Origin of the sequence: Streptomyces sp. NPDC058457, from assembly GCF_042720695.1 — a bacterium.
In the GTDB taxonomy this organism is placed as follows: Bacteria; Actinomycetota; Actinomycetes; order Streptomycetales; family Streptomycetaceae; genus Streptomyces.
Window position 1 is genome coordinate 92,995 of the sequence record NZ_JBHXLU010000015.1, and the last position, 17,715, is coordinate 110,709.

The 17,715-nt window shown below is 69.5% G+C and carries 17 protein-coding genes and 1 pseudogene; 9 read left to right on the forward strand and 9 right to left on the reverse strand.

Going from position 1 to position 17,715, the window contains the following annotated elements; genetic code table 11:
• Positions 1-56 precede the first annotated feature (56 nt).
• Positions 57-191: pseudogene (locus ACFWPS_RS15215) on the forward strand (IS110 family transposase); the annotation flags it as partial.
• Here the strand turns inward: ACFWPS_RS15215 and ACFWPS_RS15220 are convergent.
• The 4 genes from ACFWPS_RS15220 to ACFWPS_RS15235 all read right to left on the reverse strand — a co-directional run bounded on the left by ACFWPS_RS15220 (position 175) and on the right by ACFWPS_RS15235 (position 4,213).
• Complete coding sequence (locus tag ACFWPS_RS15220; protein ID WP_383705022.1) at positions 175-615, reverse strand: hypothetical protein; 441 nt, start codon at positions 613-615, stop codon at positions 175-177. The pseudogene ACFWPS_RS15215 and the gene ACFWPS_RS15220 sit on opposite strands and share 17 nt — an antisense overlap.
• A 43-nt stretch (positions 616-658) precedes the next feature.
• A complete protein-coding gene (locus ACFWPS_RS15225; protein ID WP_383705024.1) occupies positions 659-928 on the reverse strand; it encodes a hypothetical protein in 270 nt (89 codons plus the stop codon).
• A gap of 275 nt (positions 929-1,203) precedes the next feature.
• A complete protein-coding gene (locus ACFWPS_RS15230; protein WP_383705026.1) occupies positions 1,204-2,583 on the reverse strand; it encodes a cytochrome P450 in 1,380 nt (459 codons plus the stop codon).
• Positions 2,584-3,601: 1,018 nt separating this feature from the next.
• Positions 3,602-4,213, reverse strand: coding sequence for a TetR/AcrR family transcriptional regulator (locus tag ACFWPS_RS15235; protein ID WP_383705028.1), 612 nt, complete (start codon positions 4,211-4,213; stop codon positions 3,602-3,604).
• Between the two features lie 144 nt (positions 4,214-4,357).
• Here ACFWPS_RS15235 and ACFWPS_RS15240 point away from each other — a divergent pair, with 144 nt between their 5' ends.
• Complete coding sequence (locus ACFWPS_RS15240; RefSeq protein WP_383705030.1) at positions 4,358-5,092, forward strand: SDR family NAD(P)-dependent oxidoreductase; 735 nt, start codon at positions 4,358-4,360, stop codon at positions 5,090-5,092.
• Between the two features lie 33 nt (positions 5,093-5,125).
• Complete coding sequence (locus tag ACFWPS_RS15245) at positions 5,126-5,749, forward strand: NADPH-dependent F420 reductase (RefSeq protein WP_383705032.1); 624 nt, start codon at positions 5,126-5,128, stop codon at positions 5,747-5,749.
• Positions 5,750-5,850: 101 nt separating this feature from the next.
• On the opposite strand, the gene ACFWPS_RS15250 is transcribed toward ACFWPS_RS15245, so the two are convergent.
• On the reverse strand, positions 5,851-6,495 hold the full coding sequence (locus ACFWPS_RS15250) for an NAD(P)-dependent oxidoreductase (RefSeq protein ID WP_383705034.1): 645 nt from the start codon (positions 6,493-6,495) through the stop codon (positions 5,851-5,853).
• 55 nt (positions 6,496-6,550) lie between these two features.
• Positions 6,551-7,333: an MBL fold metallo-hydrolase gene (locus tag ACFWPS_RS15255; protein ID WP_383705036.1), complete on the reverse strand. Its 783-nt coding sequence runs from the start codon at positions 7,331-7,333 to the stop codon at positions 6,551-6,553.
• A gap of 130 nt (positions 7,334-7,463) precedes the next feature.
• Here ACFWPS_RS15255 and ACFWPS_RS15260 point away from each other — a divergent pair, with 130 nt between their 5' ends.
• Entirely contained in the window at positions 7,464-8,360 is an 897-nt protein-coding gene (locus ACFWPS_RS15260; protein WP_383705038.1) for a helix-turn-helix domain-containing protein, read from the forward strand.
• A 341-nt stretch (positions 8,361-8,701) separates the two neighbouring features.
• Here the strand turns inward: ACFWPS_RS15260 and ACFWPS_RS15265 are convergent, their stop codons facing one another.
• From ACFWPS_RS15265 to ACFWPS_RS15275, 3 genes are all read right to left on the reverse strand, one after another.
• Positions 8,702-9,619 (reverse strand): endo-beta-N-acetylglucosaminidase H, encoded by a 918-nt coding sequence (locus tag ACFWPS_RS15265; RefSeq protein ID WP_383705040.1) that lies wholly within the window; start codon positions 9,617-9,619, stop codon positions 8,702-8,704.
• Between the two features lie 326 nt (positions 9,620-9,945).
• On the reverse strand, positions 9,946-11,139 hold the full coding sequence (locus ACFWPS_RS15270) for an extracellular solute-binding protein (protein WP_383705042.1): 1,194 nt from the start codon (positions 11,137-11,139) through the stop codon (positions 9,946-9,948).
• 218 nt (positions 11,140-11,357) lie between these two features.
• Positions 11,358-12,797 (reverse strand): gamma-aminobutyraldehyde dehydrogenase, encoded by a 1,440-nt coding sequence (locus ACFWPS_RS15275; protein ID WP_383705044.1) that lies wholly within the window; start codon positions 12,795-12,797, stop codon positions 11,358-11,360.
• 165 nt (positions 12,798-12,962) lie between these two features.
• Here ACFWPS_RS15275 and ACFWPS_RS15280 point away from each other — a divergent pair, with 165 nt between their 5' ends.
• From ACFWPS_RS15280 to ACFWPS_RS15300, 5 genes are all read left to right on the forward strand, one after another.
• Positions 12,963-13,481: an Lrp/AsnC family transcriptional regulator gene (locus ACFWPS_RS15280; protein ID WP_089098474.1), complete on the forward strand. Its 519-nt coding sequence runs from the start codon at positions 12,963-12,965 to the stop codon at positions 13,479-13,481.
• Positions 13,466-14,848 (forward strand): aspartate aminotransferase family protein, encoded by a 1,383-nt coding sequence (locus tag ACFWPS_RS15285; protein ID WP_383705046.1) that lies wholly within the window; start codon positions 13,466-13,468, stop codon positions 14,846-14,848. Before ACFWPS_RS15280 ends, ACFWPS_RS15285 begins: the two co-directional genes overlap by 16 nt.
• A gap of 209 nt (positions 14,849-15,057) precedes the next feature.
• Positions 15,058-15,798, forward strand: a complete 741-nt coding sequence (locus tag ACFWPS_RS15290) for an ABC transporter ATP-binding protein (protein WP_383705048.1) — start codon at positions 15,058-15,060, stop codon at positions 15,796-15,798.
• The gene (locus ACFWPS_RS15295; RefSeq protein ID WP_383705050.1) at positions 15,780-17,210 is read left to right on the forward strand and encodes a hypothetical protein; all 1,431 of its coding nucleotides are present in this window, start codon (positions 15,780-15,782) and stop codon (positions 17,208-17,210) included. Before ACFWPS_RS15290 ends, ACFWPS_RS15295 begins: the two co-directional genes overlap by 19 nt.
• Before the next feature lie 95 nt (positions 17,211-17,305).
• Positions 17,306-17,713: a VOC family protein gene (locus ACFWPS_RS15300; protein WP_383705052.1), complete on the forward strand. Its 408-nt coding sequence runs from the start codon at positions 17,306-17,308 to the stop codon at positions 17,711-17,713.
• Positions 17,714-17,715: the final 2 nt, after the last annotated feature.

Sequence of the window (17,715 nt, forward strand, 5' to 3'; positions counted from 1 at the left end):
GGGCCCGGTCCTGACGTCGATGCCCGGCGTCGGCGTCAGGACCGCCGCCGCCCTGCTACGACCGCCAGCGAGGCCGCGGAAAAACCCACACCCACACCCATGCCCTCCTCCGCATCGCCCGCCAACGCATCAGCGTCCTGTTCGCAATGCTCGCTCAAGAAATGAGCCGTCCCGCTACGACTCCTTGGTGAACTTCACGTCCAGCCCGCACGGCGCATCCGGGTCGTCCGTCGCGCACAGTGCCTTGCCGCCATCCACCACCGCCAGGTCGATACGGCAGTTCTCGGCCGCGCCATCGAATGAAAGACCGATCCAGGAGCCGGACTTGGCGGTCTCGTCCGAGATCTCAGTGTGCTTGCTGGTCGCGACGTAGAAAGCCCAGCCACCTTTGGAGGGTTTTTCGGTGCACATTGCATCGGCGAGGTTCTTCGAATCGAGACCGCTGGCGGTAAACGTCCGGTCGGCGGCGAAGGTGAACTTCTCGCTGTGCGGTCCCGCCCAGTTCCCGGTGATGCGGTCTGCCGCGGCCTTGGTCGTCGGCTGGCTCCCCGCACACGCGGTGAGCAGCAGAAACGGCCCCAGGGCGGCGAGTGTTCTCAGGGCGGTACGGTACACGCGGCCACCGTAACAAGGGGGCGGTATCTGGGGATGATCCCGGCTAGTTCAGCCAGTCCGAGGTATTGATGGACTCATTGACCGGCGGCCACTTCTCCTCCCAGTTGAAGCCCTCCTTCACTGCCGCCCCGTAGGTGTCCGCGAATCGCGGGTTCCAGGAGCGGGGCACTGCATGCGTGGCGGACTGCCAGTCGGAGGTGTTGCAGGCGTGGAACTTCAGCGTCACCGTGCCGGTCTTGTTGTTGATCGACTTGATTCTCGCCTCGCCGGACCAAGCGACCCCGCTGTGGTTGTTGCAACCAGCAAACTGCATGAGGTGGCCGGCAGGCTGTCTCCCAGTACCGCCTCTCCGACCCGTCGCGCGCACGTACGAACCCGCGTCGCATGCCGACGTGACCATTCCCGCCCGTATTCTGCCGTCCAATGCCATCACGGCCCGAGGGCACCCGTGAGGTGGTGCCCGGTTCAGCGCATGTGGCTCAGCGCGTCCGCGGCCTTCAGGGCCTTGTCCGCGGCGATGAGCATCGCGCGCGAGGGGGATGGCAACGCCGGCACCGGCCCTGACGGTGGTGCCGCAAGAGATACGCGCTAGAGGCCGGCCCCGGCTCGGGGGCGGACGGTCATCCGCAGGTTGCGCGGCCGTACGGTGAGCCGGGCGACCTGGCGGATGACCTGGCCCTCGGCGAGTTCCAGCCGTACCGAACGCAGCATCGTCGCGAGCGCCGTGACCATTTCGGTGAGGGAGAAACGGTCCCCCATGCACTTGTGCTTGCCGTCCCCGAAGGGCACGAACGCGCCCGGCGGAGGCTCCTGAGCGGCGTCGGTCCACCGGTCCGGGTCGAAGGTGTGCGGGTCGGGGAAGCGCTCGGGGTCGCGGTGCAGGGCGTGCTGGCAGTAGGCCAGCTCGGTACCGGCGGGCAGCGTCCACTCGCCGAGCCGGGTCTCCTCGGTGGTGCGGCGGGTGACCAGCCAGCCGGGGTGGTGCAGCCGCAGGGTCTCGGTGATCACCCGGTCCAGGTACGGCAGCCGCATCATGTCGTCGAAGGCGACCGGCCGTTCGCCGAGGACCTCGTCCAGCTCGGCCAGGACCCGGGCCTCGATGCCGGGGTTGCGGGCGAGCTCGTACAGGGTCCAGGCCAGCAAGGACGCGGTCGTCTCGGTGCCCGCCACGGCCAGGAGGAAGATCTCGGAGCAGATCTGATGCCCGGTCAGCGGCTCGCCGGTCTCCTCGTCGATGGTGCGCAGCAGCATGGAGAGCATGTCCCCGGTGTCGTGCCCGGAGGCCTGCAGTTCGTCGACGGCGGTGCTGATGGTGGCGCGCACCTCGGCCCGGGCCCGGTCGAAGCGGCGGTTGAAGGGCAGCGGCAGGCGCTCGGCCCAGTCGGGCAGCATGATGCGCAGACCGACGCCGCTCATCACCACCGACACGTTGCTGCGCAGCCGGCGGAAGACGGCGTCGTCGAGGCTGCCGGCGAACACCGTCTTGGCCAGCATGTCGAGACTGAGCCCGACCATCGCCTCGTGTACGTCGAGGGGCCGCCCGCGCTCCCAGGCGGCGACGGTGGCCGTCACCTCGCCGCGCATGAGGTCGACGTACCGGCTGATCTCGGTGTGGGCGAACGCGGGTTGAAGCTGGCGGCGTCTGCGTACGTGGTCGCGGCCGGTGGCGGTGACGACGCTGTCGCCCAGCAGCTGGCCCAGCTTGTCGTAGAGCCGGCCCTTGTCGAGGCTGGGTGCCAGGCCCTTGAGCATCTGGTGGATCAGGGCCGGGTCCTGGACCACGATCGTGCGCGTCCCGGGTTGCAGGATGATCTCGACGAGTGGTTCCCGTGTCTCGCGCAGCGAGTCGATGAAGCCGAGGTTGTCGCGCATCTTCAGCGCGTGGCCGATGAGCGGAAACGATCCTGCAGCCCGAGGTATGGGGGGAGGCGCAGTGGACGTCACGGGTGATCCCTTCACGGCAGTCATGGACGCCCTTATGACTGCCCTGAACCTTCCCCATCGCAATCCTGTCATGAACGTGCCCTGCGCCACGCGGGACAAGCTGGTTGGTCACCTGCGGCGCCGGGCATCAGTGCGGTCACCCCGGCGAACTGCTCCGGCTCCTCGTTCCTCACCGGCCGGCCGTGGCCATCGGCGTCGCGGTCGCGTCCTTCAAGAACGCGCGCTCCCTGCTCACCAGCGCCCAGGCCGTCCTGGACGCGTACCAGCCCCGCAAGCCTGCAGCAGCTGCTGGACGACGCGATCGCCTCGGCCCGCCAGACCAATGCCTCGAAGTTCCGCGGCCCGTACGTCGACCACACCGACACCGGCGCCCTGCTGGAGCCCGACACTGTGGGCGAGAGCGAGGCCCGATGGATGGTCACCACCGTCGCCACTGCACTCGCCCAGGCCGGCCCCGACAGTACCGTTTGGTCATCGTTGCCGGCACTCGCTCGCGTTGGTCGGCCTGTCTGTCACCGGGACCAAGGTGTCATCCGGTCAACGACCCCGCGCATCCCGACGACCGTGCCGACGAGGCGCCGGTGTCATCCGCCTCGACCAGGTGTCATCTGTCTCGACCAGTCACAACGCAGTGTGACCAGGCTCGATAGTTGGCACTGCGCAACGTTCGTGACCTGCACTGATGCCAACTAGGTTTCCGCAGCTGAGGTACGGAATCAGAAGGATGGTTGGCACTTTGGTACAGCGCAGGTCAGGAGGGACGTTGCCGCACTCGAGCATGGCATGTACCGAGCGATTCCCGGCGCCAGGCCGCCTGACGCGGGACGCGGGACGCGGGACGCGGGACGCGGGACGCGGGACGCGGGACGCGGGACGCGGGACGCGGGACGCGGGACGCGGCAGCACACACTGAGCATTTTCAGCGTGGCCAGTTTCGTAAAGGCCGGCAGGTCCGGGCCAGGTGCCGGGCGGCCGGTGTCGCGCACCAGCGGGTGCAGTCGCGCGACCGGCAGCGCGTCCAGTCCGGCCGCGGAGCGCCAAGTCAACCTGACACTTCCTCCCGTCGCCGGTCATCGCCGCCCGTGGCGGGGATGGCGTTGTCGACGAGGACGGCGGCGATGGCGGCGGCGGTGGGGAAGGCATCGGCGTCGAGGACCCGGGTACGGGCCGCGGCGCCGTCGATGAGCAGCGCGAGCTGCTCGCCGAGCCGTTCAGGGTCGGCGGCGCCGGCTTCGCGGGCCGTGTCGGCGAGCCGCGCGGCGACGGCTTTCTTGTAGTCGCGTGCGTACCGGGATGCGGGGTGCTGGGGGTCGTGGAGTTCGACGGCGGCGGCGATGTAGGGGCACAGGGGGGTGGTGGGGGGGATGTCGAAGGCGGCGAGGAGCCGTTCGCGAGGCGTGAGGTCGGTGCGGTCGAACACGCCGGACAGAACGGAGGGGTCGAACCGGCGCAGGTACTCGGCGACGAGTTCGTCCTTGCCGGAGAAGTGCTGGTAGGCCGTGCGCTTGGACACCTGGGCCGCCGCGCAGAGCTGGTCCATGCCGGTGCGGTTGATGCCCTGCTCGCGGAACAGCTGCTGGGACGCGCCGAGGATGCGCTCGCGGGCGCCCCGGCCGCGGCGGCGGCCCGTGGGGCCCTTCTCCAACTCCGTCATGGCTCCATGCTACCCCAGCCGGGTAACGACCGGTGTACATAGCTTGCGCCCCGGCCGCCCGCCCCATACCGTAAGCACACAGGACGGTGTACATAACACCGTCGCCCCAGGTACGCACGGCACCACCGACCCAAGGGAATGACCATGGGAAAGCTCGACGGCAAGGTCGCGGTCATCACCGGCGCCACCACCGGCATGGCGCTGGCAGGCGCGAAGCTGTTCGTCGACGAGGGAGCGCACGTCTTCATCACCGGCCGTCGCCAGGACGCCCTGGACGAGGCCGTGAAGCAGATCGGCCGCAACGTCACCGGCGTCCAGGGTGACGCCGCCGACCTGGACGACCTGGACCGCCTGTACGACACCGTCAAGCGGGAGAAGGGAAGCCTCGACGTGCTGTGGGCCAGCGCAGGCGGGGGCGAGCCCGCCCCGCTCGGCGAGATCACCGAGGCCCACTTCGACGCCGCGTTCTACCTCAACGCCCGCGGCACCCTGTTCACCGTCCAGAAGGCCCTCCCGCTCTTCAACGACGGCGGCTCCATCCTCATGACCGGCTCCAACGCCTCCCTCGGCGCCTTCCCCGGCTGGAGCGTCTACGCCGGCAGCAAGGCCGTCCAGCAGGCCTGGGCCCGCGTCTGGCTCAACGAGCTCAAGGACCGCCGCATCCGCGTCAACGTCCTGACCCCCGGCCAGGTCGCCACCGCCAAGCAGGAAGAACTCTTCGACGAGGCCACCAAGCGCCAGTTCGAGTCCCTCATCCCCCGCGGTCGGATGGGCCGCCCCGACGAGATCGCCACCGCCGCCCTCTTCCTCGCCTCCGACGACTCCAGCTACGTCAACGGCATGGAACTCGTCGCCGACGGCGGCACCACCGCCATCTGAACCGGACAACGCACAACCAGGGCAGGACATCTCATGAGCAGCATCAGCATCATCGGCACCGGGAACATGGCCCGCGCCATCGGCGCGCGGGCGGTAGCGGGCGGCAACACCGTCGAGGTCATGGGCCGCGATCAGTCCAAGGCCGCTGACCTGGCCAAGGCTCTCGGCGGCGGCGCCACGACGGGAGAATGGGGCACCGCCCCGGCCGGGGACATCGTCATCGTGGCCCTGTTGTACGACGGTGTCGTGCCGGTCGTCGCCCAGTACGGAGACGCTCTCGCGGGCAAGGTCATCGTCGACATCAGCAATCCCTTCAACTCCACGTTCGACGGGCTGGCCCACCGCGAGGAGACCTCGATCGCGCAGGAAGTCGCCAAGGCGGCCCCGGCCGGCGCCAGCGTGGTGAAGGCGTTCAACACCATCTTCCGCCACGTCCTGGAGAAGGGTCGGCCCGACGTCTTCATCGCCGGCGACAATGCGCAGGCCAAGGCAAGCGTGGAGGCGTTCACCGAGAGCCTCGGGCTGCGCCCGCTGGACGTCGGCGGCCTGAAAATGGCGCACTGGCTGGAAGGCGCGGGCGTGGTCACAGTGGGCCTCGCCAACCACGGGGTGGGGAACTTGGACTTCGCCCTCAGCATCACCGAACTTCCCGTCTGAGCAAACGGCCGGCTGAGCCCTTTCGGAGCGGCCACCGGCCAGGGGGAAGCCGGCGTGAGGGCGGGGTGCGGTCTGCTGTGGGAAGTCGCCGGGTAACGGATTCAGTAGCCGACGGTGAAGCGGCGGTTGAGGTGCCGGGGGTTCTCGACCTCGTCCACGAGAGCGACGGCGTAGTCCTCGTAGGAGATGCGGGCCTGGCCGTCCGCGCCGGTGACCGGGTGATCCAGGCCCGTGCGGTAACGGCCGGTGCGCTCGCCGGGAGCGAAGTGCACGGGCGGCGGGGAGAGGTAGGTCCAGGTGACGTCGTCGCCGAGGTCGAGGTAGGCATCGAGGGCCTGGATCTGGCCGATGGCGTAGGGCTTGAACTCCTCCGGAAAGCCAGGCGCGTCGAAGAAGCGCACACCCTCGGCGTCGAGGAGGCTCGCCCCGCCGCCCATGTGCAGGATGCGAGGCCCGGCCGGGGCCAGGGCACGCCCGGCCGAGGCGACGGACGCCACGGCCTCGGCGTACAGGCGGGCGTCGGGTCCGCCGACGGTCAGCACCAGCGCGTCGGCGTCCTGGGCCAGGTCGGCGACCGTCCCGGGGTCGGTGACATCACCGGACACCAGCCGCACCCCGCCGGGCACGGAGGCGATCCGGGAGAGGTCCCGGGCCACCGCGGTGACCTCATGACCGCGTGCGGCGGCCTCGGCGACGACACGGGAGCCGGCCTTTCCGGCGGCTCCGAACACCACGATCCTGCTCATCGTCCTTGTTCTCTTTCCTTGTTCGGTACGGCGGTACAGGGTCCGGTACGGCGGTTCAGGCGCTCTGCGCGCCGAAGAGGTACTGGTTGCCGATGTCGATCAGGAACGGGCCGCCGTAGGTCGGGTAGCGCTCCAGGAGGGCCTTCTTGTACGCCTCGCCGTCGTCGCCGAGCAGTTCGCGTGCGGCGGTGAGGTAGTCGCGCAGTTCGGCGTAGACGGCCGGCGTGGCGGGCAGACCGTGCCCGGCCAGGATCGTGTCGTACGAGGTGTCGGCGGCCAGGGCGTCGAGGGCCTTCTGCCAGCCGTCGATGTCGTTGTTGCCCAGGAACAGGTGGGTGGCGTGGTAGACGAGGTCCTGGGCGACCAGGACGCCCTGCACGGGCAGCCTGATCACGAGTTCGTCGGCCGCCTCGCCGCCCGTCACGCCCTCGAAGACGAACGGCACGCCGTCGATGACCTCGGTACCGGGGCTGATCTCGACGGTCGGCGTGACGTCGGTGACCGGGATGAGTATGCCGGTCGGGTCCTGGGCGTCGCCCTGGGCGGCGATCTGGTCGCGCACGGCGGGCAGCGCGTGCACGGGCGCCCCGAAGCGGGCCGCGCCGTGGAAGTGGTCGGGGTGGGCGTGCGTGACGATCAGCCGGTCGATCGGCTTGCCCAGCCCCTTGGCGTAGGCGACGACCTCGTCGGCGTACCCCAGCGCGTACTGCGCGTCGACGGCCACGATCCGGCCCGGGGTCTCGATCAGCTGGGTGGTGACATTCAGACTGTCGTCCGGTGCCATGTAGCTGTGGACGCGGACCGTGCCCATGTCGATGACCGTCACAGTGCCGTTCATGCTGCGCTTCTTCCTGGTCAGGCGGTATCCGATCAACCGTCATTGCCTCCACTGTCGCCCGCGCACCACGGTCGGGCGAGATACGCTGGAGACCTCTGATGGTCAAAGACGGACATGAGCGAGGTCTCCCATGTCGGCCTCCGAAGCCGCCGCCACCACCCGTGACGGACCGATCCCCGGGTTCGGGTTCAACCCGCCCACCGGGCCGGTCGCCGGATTCGAGCTGATCGATCTGGCCGCCCTGCACGAGCGGATGCCCGACGGCAGCCTCCAGCGCGTCCACCGGGTGGACTTCCACACCATCACCCTGATCACCGAGGGCCGCGGGGAACACACGGTCGACTTCGTCACCTACCCCTGCCGCCCCGGCACACTGCTGTGGATCCGCCCCGGCCAGGTCCAGCGCTTCGGCCGCCCCGGCACCATGAACGGCACCCACCTGCTGTTCACCCCCACCTTCCCGCCCCACCTGGCCGGCACCGACCGCCTCGTACGCGAGTGGTACGGCCCGGTCTGCCGGCAGCTGGGCACCGGCCACGACCACGCCACCCTGTCCGCCCTGCTGGACAGGGTGCGCGCCGAGTTCACCCGCCCGGACGGCACCGTGTCGCGGGAGATCCTCCAACTGCTGCTCGCCACGGTGCTGTTGCACATCGACCGGCTGCCGCAGCCGGAGACGGACGGCGACCCGCGCGCCGGTGGCGAGGTCTACGCCCGCTTCCGCGCCCAACTGGAACACTCCTACGCCGCCACCCGCCGCGCCGAGGACTACGCCCACCTCCTCGGCTACACGGTCAAAACCCTCACCCGCGCCTGCCTGGCCGCCACCGGACAGCCCGTCAAGCAGGTCATCGACGCCCGGGTCGCCCTCCAGGCCCAGCGACTGCTCGCCCACACCGACGAGCCGGTCGCGGTCATCGCCCGCCATCTGGGCTTCTCCGAACCCACCAACTTCGGCAAGTTCTTCACCCGCCACACCGGCACGACACCGGGCGCCTTCCGCCGCACCCACCACACCGCGCAGTGAGCCGCCGCACCCAGGAGTCGCCTCATGGCGGCTCACCGGGCTCCTCTGACCGGCGTACGCGAAGCGCTGATCCTCGAGGCGCGAACGACGGGTCAGTTGGCTTTCACACCAGCCGGGCCAGGCACGGCCTACAGTCGCGACCTGCACTGATGCCAACCATCCTCCGCGGCCGGAAGCACAGAATCAGGGAGATGGTTGGCACTTTGGTACAGCGCAGGTCACGGTACCTGTGGCGACCGCGCCTCCGACATCGTTGTCGAAAGCGCGGCCTGCCCGAGGCGCGGCCCTACTGGATGCAGCACGCCCCGAGGGGACACCGGACGCCGGGGAATGTGGTCGGCCTACGGCGTGTAGTGGGCGTCACTGCCGTACAGCTCCCTGGTGAACGCGGAGACATCGGCGCTGCGGTCGGCGCCGTCGAGGTTGTACGTCAGATAGACGCCGTACCCCTCACTGACCGTGCGGCGGGCGAGGGCGGCGGCCGTGCCTTGTGAGGTTCCGCCGATCTCGACAGCCGCCGGCGACAGCTTCGACTTGGGCAGTGCGATGCCGGGGACCTGCCAGGTGCCGTAGTACGGGTTCCAGGCGTAGTCGAACCTGGACGAGACGTCGACGCCGCCGTAGGACAGGCGCGACGCGGCCGGGCCGATGTTGTAAAGGCTGATGATCTTGTCCGGCATGTTGGCACGCAGTGCCGACACCAGGTACACGAACGAGCCGGCGTTGGGCTGGCCGGTGCCGTTGTTGCCGTAATCGGCGTACTCGTCATCGAAGTCGATGCCGTCGAGCCCGTACTTGGCCACGGTGTCCGACAGTTGTTTCGCGAACGTCGAAGCCGCCTGCTGGGACGGGAAGTTGGCGAAGCCCGCGCCCTGGTGGTTGCCGAGCACCGAGAGGACGACCCTGATGCCCTTCTGCTGCAACGGCCGTATCTGCGTGGCGGCGTTGTCGAGGACGCGTTGCACGTTCTCGTTGAAGTACAGGGTCGCCGCCTTCGTGCCCGTGTCGTAGTTGATGTTCGCCGCGAAGATCACGGCGACGTCGAAGACGTTGCCGCCACCGTTGGCGAGGGTGTACTTGCCGACGTTCAGCATGCTGTTGTTGTTCACCTCGACGTACGCCACCGAGGTTGGTCCCTGTTTCGCGGGAGCGGGGGCCGCCGCCGCGCCGGTCGTGGCGGTCACGCCTAAGGCGAGGGCCGTAATGGCCGAGAGCGCGAGCGCGGCCGTCCGTATTCTGCTCCGCACCGGAGTGAACATCGTTGATCGGTCTCCCATCGCATGGAGCGGCGTCCGACCTGTTCGCGGGCGCCGAGAAAGCCCCCCGGATCTTTCCGTTCCCGTGACCGGATCCCCAGAACCATGCGGGAACTCTTCACGACTCCCCCGCACGCACGTCGCACCGTAACCCCGGGCCCCGGCATGGGAGTTACCAGAACGCTGCGCTGCCGCGCCGGCCCAGGCCGGCGACCAACAGAACCAGCAAACCTCAGGTTCCGCTCTTCGCGGATCGAACCTCTGACCGGTGTCAACCATCCCTCTTTTGTGCCAACCAGGAATCCTCGTCACAACCGGAGGAAGAAGGCCTACAGCCCCACGATCTGGTTCCACCGCTTGGCGAACTCGACGCGTTCCTTCGACGTGATGTCGCGGGCGATGGCGAGGCTCTTGCGCATGGCCGTGTTCGGGAAGATCAGGGGGTTGTCGGCGAGGGCCGCGGTGTCCTTGTCCTTGGAGTCGGCGAGGACCTGCTGGGCGGCCGGGACAGGGCAGACGTAGTTGACCCAGGCGGCCAGCTCGGCGGCGACCTCCGGCTCGTAGTAGTAGTCGACGAGGCGTTCCGCGTTGGTCTTGTGGGCGGCGCGGTCCGGGATCATCAGGGAGTCCGACCAGAGCTCCGCGCCCTCCTCGGGGACGAGGAAGCGGATGTCGGGGTTGTCGGCCTGGAGCTGGATGACATCGCCGGAGTAGGCCTGGCAGGCCAGGACATCCCCGCTGACCAGGTCCTTGGTGTAGTCGTTGCCGGTGAAGCGGCGGATCTGGCCCCGGTCGACCTGCTTCTGCACCTCGTCGCAGACGTCGTGGAAGTCGTCGGCCGTCCACTTGGTGATGTCCACGCCGTTGCCCTGCATGAGCAGTGCGAACGCCTCGTCGAGGCCGGACAGCAGGGTCACCCGGCCCTTGAGGTCGCTCGCCCAGAGGTCCTTGACGTGCCGGATCTCACGCCCGAGCTTCCTGCGGTTGTACGCGATGCCGGTGATGCCCGACTGCCACGGCACGGTGTGGAGACGGCCCGGGTCGAAGGCGGGCGAGCGGAGCAGCGGGTCCAGGTACTTCGCCACGTTCGGCTGGTGGGCGCGGTCCATCTTCTGGACCCAGCCCAGGCGGACGAACCGCGCGCACATCCAGTCGCTGATGACGATCAGGTCGCGGCCGGTGGACTGGTGGTTCATCAGCGCGGGGCTGATCTTGCCGAAGAACTCGTCGTTGTCGTTGATCTCCTCGATGTAGTCGACGGAGATCCCGGTGCGCTTCTCGAAGGCGTCGAGGGTGGGCCGCTTGTTCGGGTTGTCGTCGTCCACGTCGATGTACAGCGGCCAGTTCGCGAAGACCAGCCTGTGGTCCGTGGCGGACACGTCGGTCACGGCGCGGTCGCCGGCCTTGACGTAGGCGGCGGGCACCCCGCAGCCGGCCAGCGCGCCGAGCGCGGCGGTGCCGCCGAGCGCGCGCAGCAGGGAGCGACGGGAGAGCGCGGGCGTCTGAGAAGAGGTCTGGGGCACACCTGAAGGATGTCGCGCCCGCCTGTCGCCCGGCAATCGACGCTGCGTCGAGCCCCTTGACGCGGACCGGACACCTTGTCGATGACCTGGGTCAACACGGCGTTACTTCTCGACCCCGGGCGGCGCAACGCCCCTGAAAGGGGCGCGGGGCCTTGTCCATATGCGGCTCCGCCGCGGGGGCGCGACCAGCCCCCACGCACCCGCAGCGGACATACGACCTACGCGTCCAGCGACGTCATCACGTGCTTGATCCGCGTGTAGTCGTCGAACCCGTACGCGGACAGGTCCTTGCCGTACCCCGACTTCTTGAACCCGCCGTGCGGCATCTCCGCGACCAGCGGAATGTGCGTGTTGATCCACACGCAGCCGAAGTCCAGCTTCTTGGACATCCGCATGGCCCGCCCGTGGTCCTTGGTCCACACCGAGGACGCGAGGGCGTACTCGACTCCGTTGGCCCACTCCACGGCCTGGTCCTCGTCCGTGAAGGACTGGACGGTGATGACCGGTCCGAAGACCTCGTTCTGGATGATCTCGTCGTCCTGCTTGAGCCCGGAGACGACGGTCGGCGCGTAGAAGTACCCCTTGTCACCGACCCGCTGTCCGCCGGCCTCGACCTTGGCGTGGGCCGGGAGCCGCTCGATGAACCCGGAGACCTGCTTCAGCTGGTTCGGGTTGTTCAACGGCCCGTACAGCACGTCCTCGTCGTCCGGCTGCCCCGTCTTCGTCTCGGCCGCGGCCTTCGCGAGCGCGGCCACGAACTCGTCGTGGATCGACTCCTGGACGAGCACGCGGGTGGCGGCCGTACAGTCCTGGCCGGCGTTGAAGAAGCCCGCGACGGAGATGTCCTCGACGGCCTTGGCGATGTCCGTGTCCTCGAAGACGACGACCGGGGCCTTGCCGCCCAGCTCCAGGTGGACCCGCTTGAGGTCCTTGGACGCGGACTCGGCGACCGACATGCCGGCCCGCACGGAACCGGTGATGGAGGCCATCGCCGGGGTCGGGTGCTCGACCATCAGCCGGCCGGTGTCACGGTCGCCGGTGACGACGTTGAAGACGCCCTTCGGCAGGATCCCGCCGATGATGTCCGCGATCAGGACGGTCGACGCCGGCGTCGTGTCCGACGGCTTCAGCACGACCGTGTTGCCCGCGGCGATCGCCGGGGCGAACTTCCACACGGCCATCATCATCGGGTAGTTCCACGGCGCGACCTGCGCGCAGACGCCGACCGGCTCGCGGCGGATGATGGAGGTCATCCCCTCCATGTACTCGCCGGCCGACCGGCCCTCCAGCATCCGGGCCGCGCCCGCGAAGAACCGGATCTGGTCGACCATCGGCGGGATCTCCTCGGAGCGGGTGAGCCCGGTCGGCTTGCCGGTGTTCTCCACCTCCGCCGCGATGAGTTCCTCGGCCCGCTCCTCGAACGCGTCCGCGATCTTCAGCAGGGCCTTCTGCCGCTCAGCCGGCGTGGTGTCGCGCCAGCCCGGAAAGGCCGCGGCCGCGGCCGCCATCGCGGCGTCGACGTCGGCCGCCCCGGACAGCGGGGCCGTCGCGTACGCCTCGCCGGTCGCGGGGTTGACCACCTCGGTGGTCCGTCCGTCGGCGGCGTCCCGGAACTCACCGTCGATGTAATTGCGCAGACGACGCAGCTCGGTGCTCACTGCCGGCCCTCCAAGTTCGGGTGTCCATTGACTGAGACACCCACAGTAATCCGAGATCCCACGTTTTCAACACCCCCACGGCCGTCACGTCTGCGAAATCCGCAATCCACGACACCTCAAACAACGAATTTCATCGATGCGGCCTTGCGGAACCGTCGAGACGTCGTGCACAGTGAGGTCGTGGCCAGTCGAAGCGCAGACCAGAGGGACTCGTCCCGCGAGTCCAGGAACGGCACCCCCCAGTTGGACGCCGTTTCCCTCGCCATCATCCAGCAGCTCCAGGAGGACGGCCGCCGTCCGTACGCCGCGATCGGCAAGGCCGTGGGCCTGTCGGAGGCGGCCGTGCGCCAGCGCGTCCAGAAGCTGCTCGACCAGGGCGTGATGCAGATCGTCGCCGTCACGGACCCGCTCACCGTGGGCTTCCGCCGGCAGGCGATGGTCGGCGTCAACGTGGAGGGCGATGTCGAGTCGATAGCGGACGCGCTGACGGCCATGTCGGAAGTCGAGTACGTGGTGATGACCGCGGGCTCGTTCGACATCCTCGCGGAGATCGTCTGCGAGGACGACGACCACCTGCTGGACGTCATCAACAAACGCATCCGGGCGCTGCCCGGTGTGCGCTCCACCGAAAGCTTCGTCTATCTGAAGCTGAAGAAGCAGACCTACATGTGGGGAACCCGATAACCGTGACCCAGAAGGACCTCAGCCGCACCGCGTACGACCACCTGTGGATGCACTTCACCCGCATGTCCTCGTACGAGAACTCCCCCGTCCCGACCATCGTCCGGGGCGAGGGCACCTACATCTACGACGACAAGGGCAAGCGCTACCTCGACGGTCTCGCGGGGCTGTTCGTGGTCCAGGCCGGTCACGGCCGCGTGGAACTCGCCGAGGCGGCGTTCAAGCAGGCCCAGGAGCTGGCGTTCTTCCCGGTGTGGTCGTACGCCCACCCGAAGGCCGTCGAGCTGGCCGAGCGCCTCGCCGACCACGCCCCGGGAGACCTGAACAAGGTCTTCTTCACCACCGGCGGCGGCGAGGCCGTCGAGACCGCCTGGAAGCTGGCCAAGCAGTACTTCAAGCTCACCGGCAAGCCGACCAAGTACAAGGTCATCTCCCGCGCGGTCGCCTACCACGGCACCCCGCAGGGCGCCCTGTCCATCACCGGCCTCCCGGCGCTGAAGGCTCCCTTCGAGCCCCTCGTCCCCGGTGCCCACAAGGTCCCGAACACCAACATCTACCGCGCCCCGATCCACGGCGACGACCCGGAGGCCTTCGGCCGCTGGGCCGCCGACCAGATCGAGCAGCAGATCCTCTTCGAGGGCCCCGACACCGTCGCCGCGGTCTTCCTGGAGCCGGTCCAGAACGCCGGCGGCTGCTTCCCGCCGCCGCCCGGCTACTTCCAGCGGGTCCGCGAGATCTGCGACCAGTACGACGTGCTCCTGGTCTCCGACGAGGTCATCTGCGCCTTCGGCCGTCTGGGCACGATGTTCGCCTGCGACAAGTTCGGCTACGTCCCGGACATGATCACCTGCGCCAAGGGCATGACCTCGGGCTACTCCCCGATCGGCGCGTGCATCGTCTCCGACCGGCTCGCCGAGCCGTTCTACAAGGGCGACAACACGTTCCTGCACGGCTACACCTTCGGCGGCCACCCGGTCTCCGCGGCGGTCGGCCTCGCCAACCTCGACCTGTTCGAGCGCGAGAACCTCAACCAGCACGTCCTGGACAACGAGGGCGCCTTCCTCTCCACCCTCCAGAAGCTGCACGACCTGCCGATCGTCGGCGACGTCCGCGGCAACGGCTTCTTCTACGGCATCGAGCTCGTCAAGGACAAGGCCACGAAGGAGTCCTTCAACGACGAGGAGACGGAGCGCGTCCTGTACGGCTACCTCTCCAAGGCCCTGTTCGAGAACGGCCTGTACTGCCGTGCCGACGACCGCGGCGACCCGGTCGTCCAGCTCGCCCCGCCGCTGATCTCCAACCAGGAGACCTTCGACGAGATCGAGCAGATCCTGCGCGCCACCCTCTCGGAGGCGTGGACGAAGCTCTGATCAAACTCTGATCAAGATCAGATCATCCGACCAGCGGTCTGATCCGGCCCCGGTGCCGTCCGTTCGAGTGAGAACGGCGGCCCGGGGCCGTGTGCTGTGCGGGCTCCGTCCCCGACCTGCCTAGCGTGCACGTGACCGATCGGCCCAGCCTTCGTTCCCCCGGACGTGGGAAGGCACGGCAAAACGGATCAGAACCGAGGTGTACGCCCATGGAGGCCCCGCCGGACAACGACGTGCTGTGGGCACGCTCCCTGCACTTCCGCCACCAGGACGGCTCACCCGGTATCACGGGGATCTCGCTCGGTGTGCGGGAGGGCGAGATCCTCGCCGTCAGCGGTCCGCGCGGCAGCGGCAAGACGACGCTGCTGAGATGCCTGGCCGGCCTGGTCCCGACCCAGGGCGGCGAGGTCTGGTTCAACAGCAAGGCCGTGCACCGGATGGGCCCGCTCACCCGCGAACGGCTGCGCCGCGACCGCTTCGGCTGGATCGACCCGGCCCCGACGCTCGTCCCCGAGCTGAACGTCTGGGAGAACACCGCGCTGCCCCTGATGCTGCGCGGCACCAGCAGGCGCCGGGCCAAGGTGGCCGCGCTGGAGTGGCTGGAGCGCCTCGACGTCGGCGACAAGGCCCGCAAGCACCCGGCCGAGCTCCAGCAGGCCGAACGCCAGCGCGTCTCCATCGCCCGTGCCCTCGCCCCGGCGCCCACGGTCCTCTTCGCGGACGAGCCGACGGCACCGCTGCACCGCGCCGACCGCGCCCACGTGCTGCGCATGCTCACCACGGCGGCCCGCTCGCACGGCATCACGGTGGTCCTCGCCACGCACGACGCGGAGACGGCGGCCCTCGCCGACCGCAAGATCGCGCTCCTCGACGGCCGCCGGGTGCACACGGTCCACCTCCCGCCGGTCCCCGAAGCGGAAGGCCGGGCCGAGTGCTCGCTCTCCGTCTGACCCGCGCCGCCCACCCGGCCGTCCACCTGCGCCGCCTCCTGGTGGCCACGGCGGCGGCGGGAACGGGCTTCCTCCTCCTCTCCGCCCTCGGCTACGCACTGACCCACCCGACCCACTCCACGGCGGCGCTCCTGCGCCTCTCCTGGTGCGCGATCCCGCTCGCCGCCACGGTGTACCTCGCGGTCGCGGTGGCCCGCACCGACCCCGGCGCCAAGCCGCGCACCGGTCTCTCGGCCTTCGGCCTGGGCCCGGCCCGCCTGATGGCGATCGCCGCCCTCAACACGGCCCTCGCCTGCACCCTGGGCTCCCTGCTGGCGCTCCTGGTCTTCCTCCACCTGCGCGGCGACCTCACGGGCATGCCCTTCGACGGCGCGGCGAAGGACTTCCTGGCGGCGAACAGGTCCCTGCCGGTCCCAGCGGCCCTGACCCTCCTGACCGTCCCCCCGCTCCTGGCATCCACGACGGTCGCGCTGGCCCTGCGCCCCCGCGACCTGTCCCACCCCGGCACCCGCTCCCGCGTCTACGGCCGCTTCGGCGCCTACGACAGAACAGCGAAGCGCGAGACCTTCGGCACCTACGGCCGCTTCGGCGCCCGCATCTTCCGCACCCCCAAACCCACCCAGCCCACGGACGACACCGAGCCACCGCTGCAGCCCACGGACGGCGCCCAGCCACCACCTCAACCCGCGGACGACCCTCAACCACCGCTGCAGCCCACGGGCAGTCGTGCCGCTGGGGCGGCACGGGTGGGCGCTGGGGGTCCCCCCTCCGGGGGAGGCACCCTGCAAGCGCCGGGAAGCGACACCCCGCCCGGCCTCCCCTGGGGCATCGCCGTCCTCGCCGCAGGCCTCGCCGTGGAGTCCTACGCCGGCGTCACCGAGGCCACCCCCCGCACCGCCCTCCCCGGCGGCCTGGCCGTAGGCCCCGTCGGCGTCCTCGCCGGCTGGTCCCTCACCGCCCTCGGCCTGATCCTCGCCGCCCCCGGCCTCACCCACCTCTGCGGCCGCCTCCTCCAGTCCGTCCGACCCGGTGCCCGCCGCCTCCTCGCCGGCCGCGTCCTGATGACGGAGGCCACCCGCCTCGGCCGTCCCCTCGGCGTCGTCTGCACCGTGGCGTCGGCGGCCTTCGCGGCCACCACGCTCGACGGCCACGACGGCAGCACCCCCGCCTTCGGCCCCCTCACCGCCCTCGGCGGCCTGCTGGTGACCGGCTGCACGGTCGCCACCCTGCTCACCGCCGCCGTGGAGGCCCGGCAGTCCCGCGCCGACACCACCGCGGCCCTGCTCCGCCTGGGCGCCCCGGCGGCCATGCTGCGCAGCGCGGCGGCCCTGCGCACCGGCGCCCTGCTGACCTTCTTCGGCCCCCTCACCGTGCTGATCGCCGAGCTCGCCGCACTCCCGCTCGCACGCTGAAAGGCCGTACGAACAAATCCGGACCCGGCGATGACTTTCGCCGGGTCCCGCGGTCTATCCCCGCGAACGGCACGACACCCGAGGGAGAGACCCCCATGTACCAGCAGATGATCTTCGTGAACCTGGCCACCGACGACGTCGCCGCGTCCCGGAAGTTCTTCACGGAGCTTGGCTACTCGATCAACCCGCAGTTCAGCGGCGACGACTGCTCCTGTGTCGTGATCAGCGACACGATCATCGCGATGCTGCTCGGCAAGCAGCGCTACGCCGACTTCACGAAGAAGGAGATCGCCGACTCGACGAAGACCAGCGAGGTGTTGCTCTGCCTGAGCGCGGAGAGCCGCGAGAAGGTCGACGAGCTGGTGGAGAAGGCGGTCGCGGCCGGCGGCACGGCGAACGACGACGTCCAGGACCAGGGCTTCATGTACGGCCGCTCCTTCGAGGACCTCGACGGCCACTCCTGGGAGGTCGTGTGGATGGACCCGGCGGCGGTCCAGGGCTGAGC

Excerpts from the sequence above, each read along its gene's own strand:
- ACFWPS_RS15225 (WP_383705024.1), bottom strand. The coding sequence starts at position 928 with ATGCAGTTTGCTGGTTGCAACAACCACAGCGGGGTCGCTTGGTCCGGC.
- ACFWPS_RS15260 (WP_383705038.1), top strand. The coding sequence starts at position 7,464 with ATGTCGGCCTCCGAAGCCGCCGCCACCACCCGTGACGGACCGATCCCC.
- ACFWPS_RS15250 (WP_383705034.1), bottom strand. The coding sequence starts at position 6,495 with ATGAGCAGGATCGTGGTGTTCGGAGCCGCCGGAAAGGCCGGCTCCCGT.
- ACFWPS_RS15255 (WP_383705036.1), bottom strand. The coding sequence starts at position 7,333 with ATGAACGGCACTGTGACGGTCATCGACATGGGCACGGTCCGCGTCCAC.
- ACFWPS_RS15230 (WP_383705026.1), bottom strand. The coding sequence starts at position 2,583 with ATGACTGCCGTGAAGGGATCACCCGTGACGTCCACTGCGCCTCCCCCC.
- ACFWPS_RS15265 (WP_383705040.1), bottom strand. The coding sequence starts at position 9,619 with ATGTTCACTCCGGTGCGGAGCAGAATACGGACGGCCGCGCTCGCGCTC.
- ACFWPS_RS15240 (WP_383705030.1), top strand. The coding sequence starts at position 4,358 with ATGGGAAAGCTCGACGGCAAGGTCGCGGTCATCACCGGCGCCACCACC.
- ACFWPS_RS15300 (WP_383705052.1), top strand. The coding sequence starts at position 17,306 with ATGTACCAGCAGATGATCTTCGTGAACCTGGCCACCGACGACGTCGCC.
- ACFWPS_RS15235 (WP_383705028.1), bottom strand. The coding sequence starts at position 4,213 with ATGACGGAGTTGGAGAAGGGCCCCACGGGCCGCCGCCGCGGCCGGGGC.
- ACFWPS_RS15245 (WP_383705032.1), top strand. The coding sequence starts at position 5,126 with ATGAGCAGCATCAGCATCATCGGCACCGGGAACATGGCCCGCGCCATC.
- ACFWPS_RS15290 (WP_383705048.1), top strand. The coding sequence starts at position 15,058 with ATGGAGGCCCCGCCGGACAACGACGTGCTGTGGGCACGCTCCCTGCAC.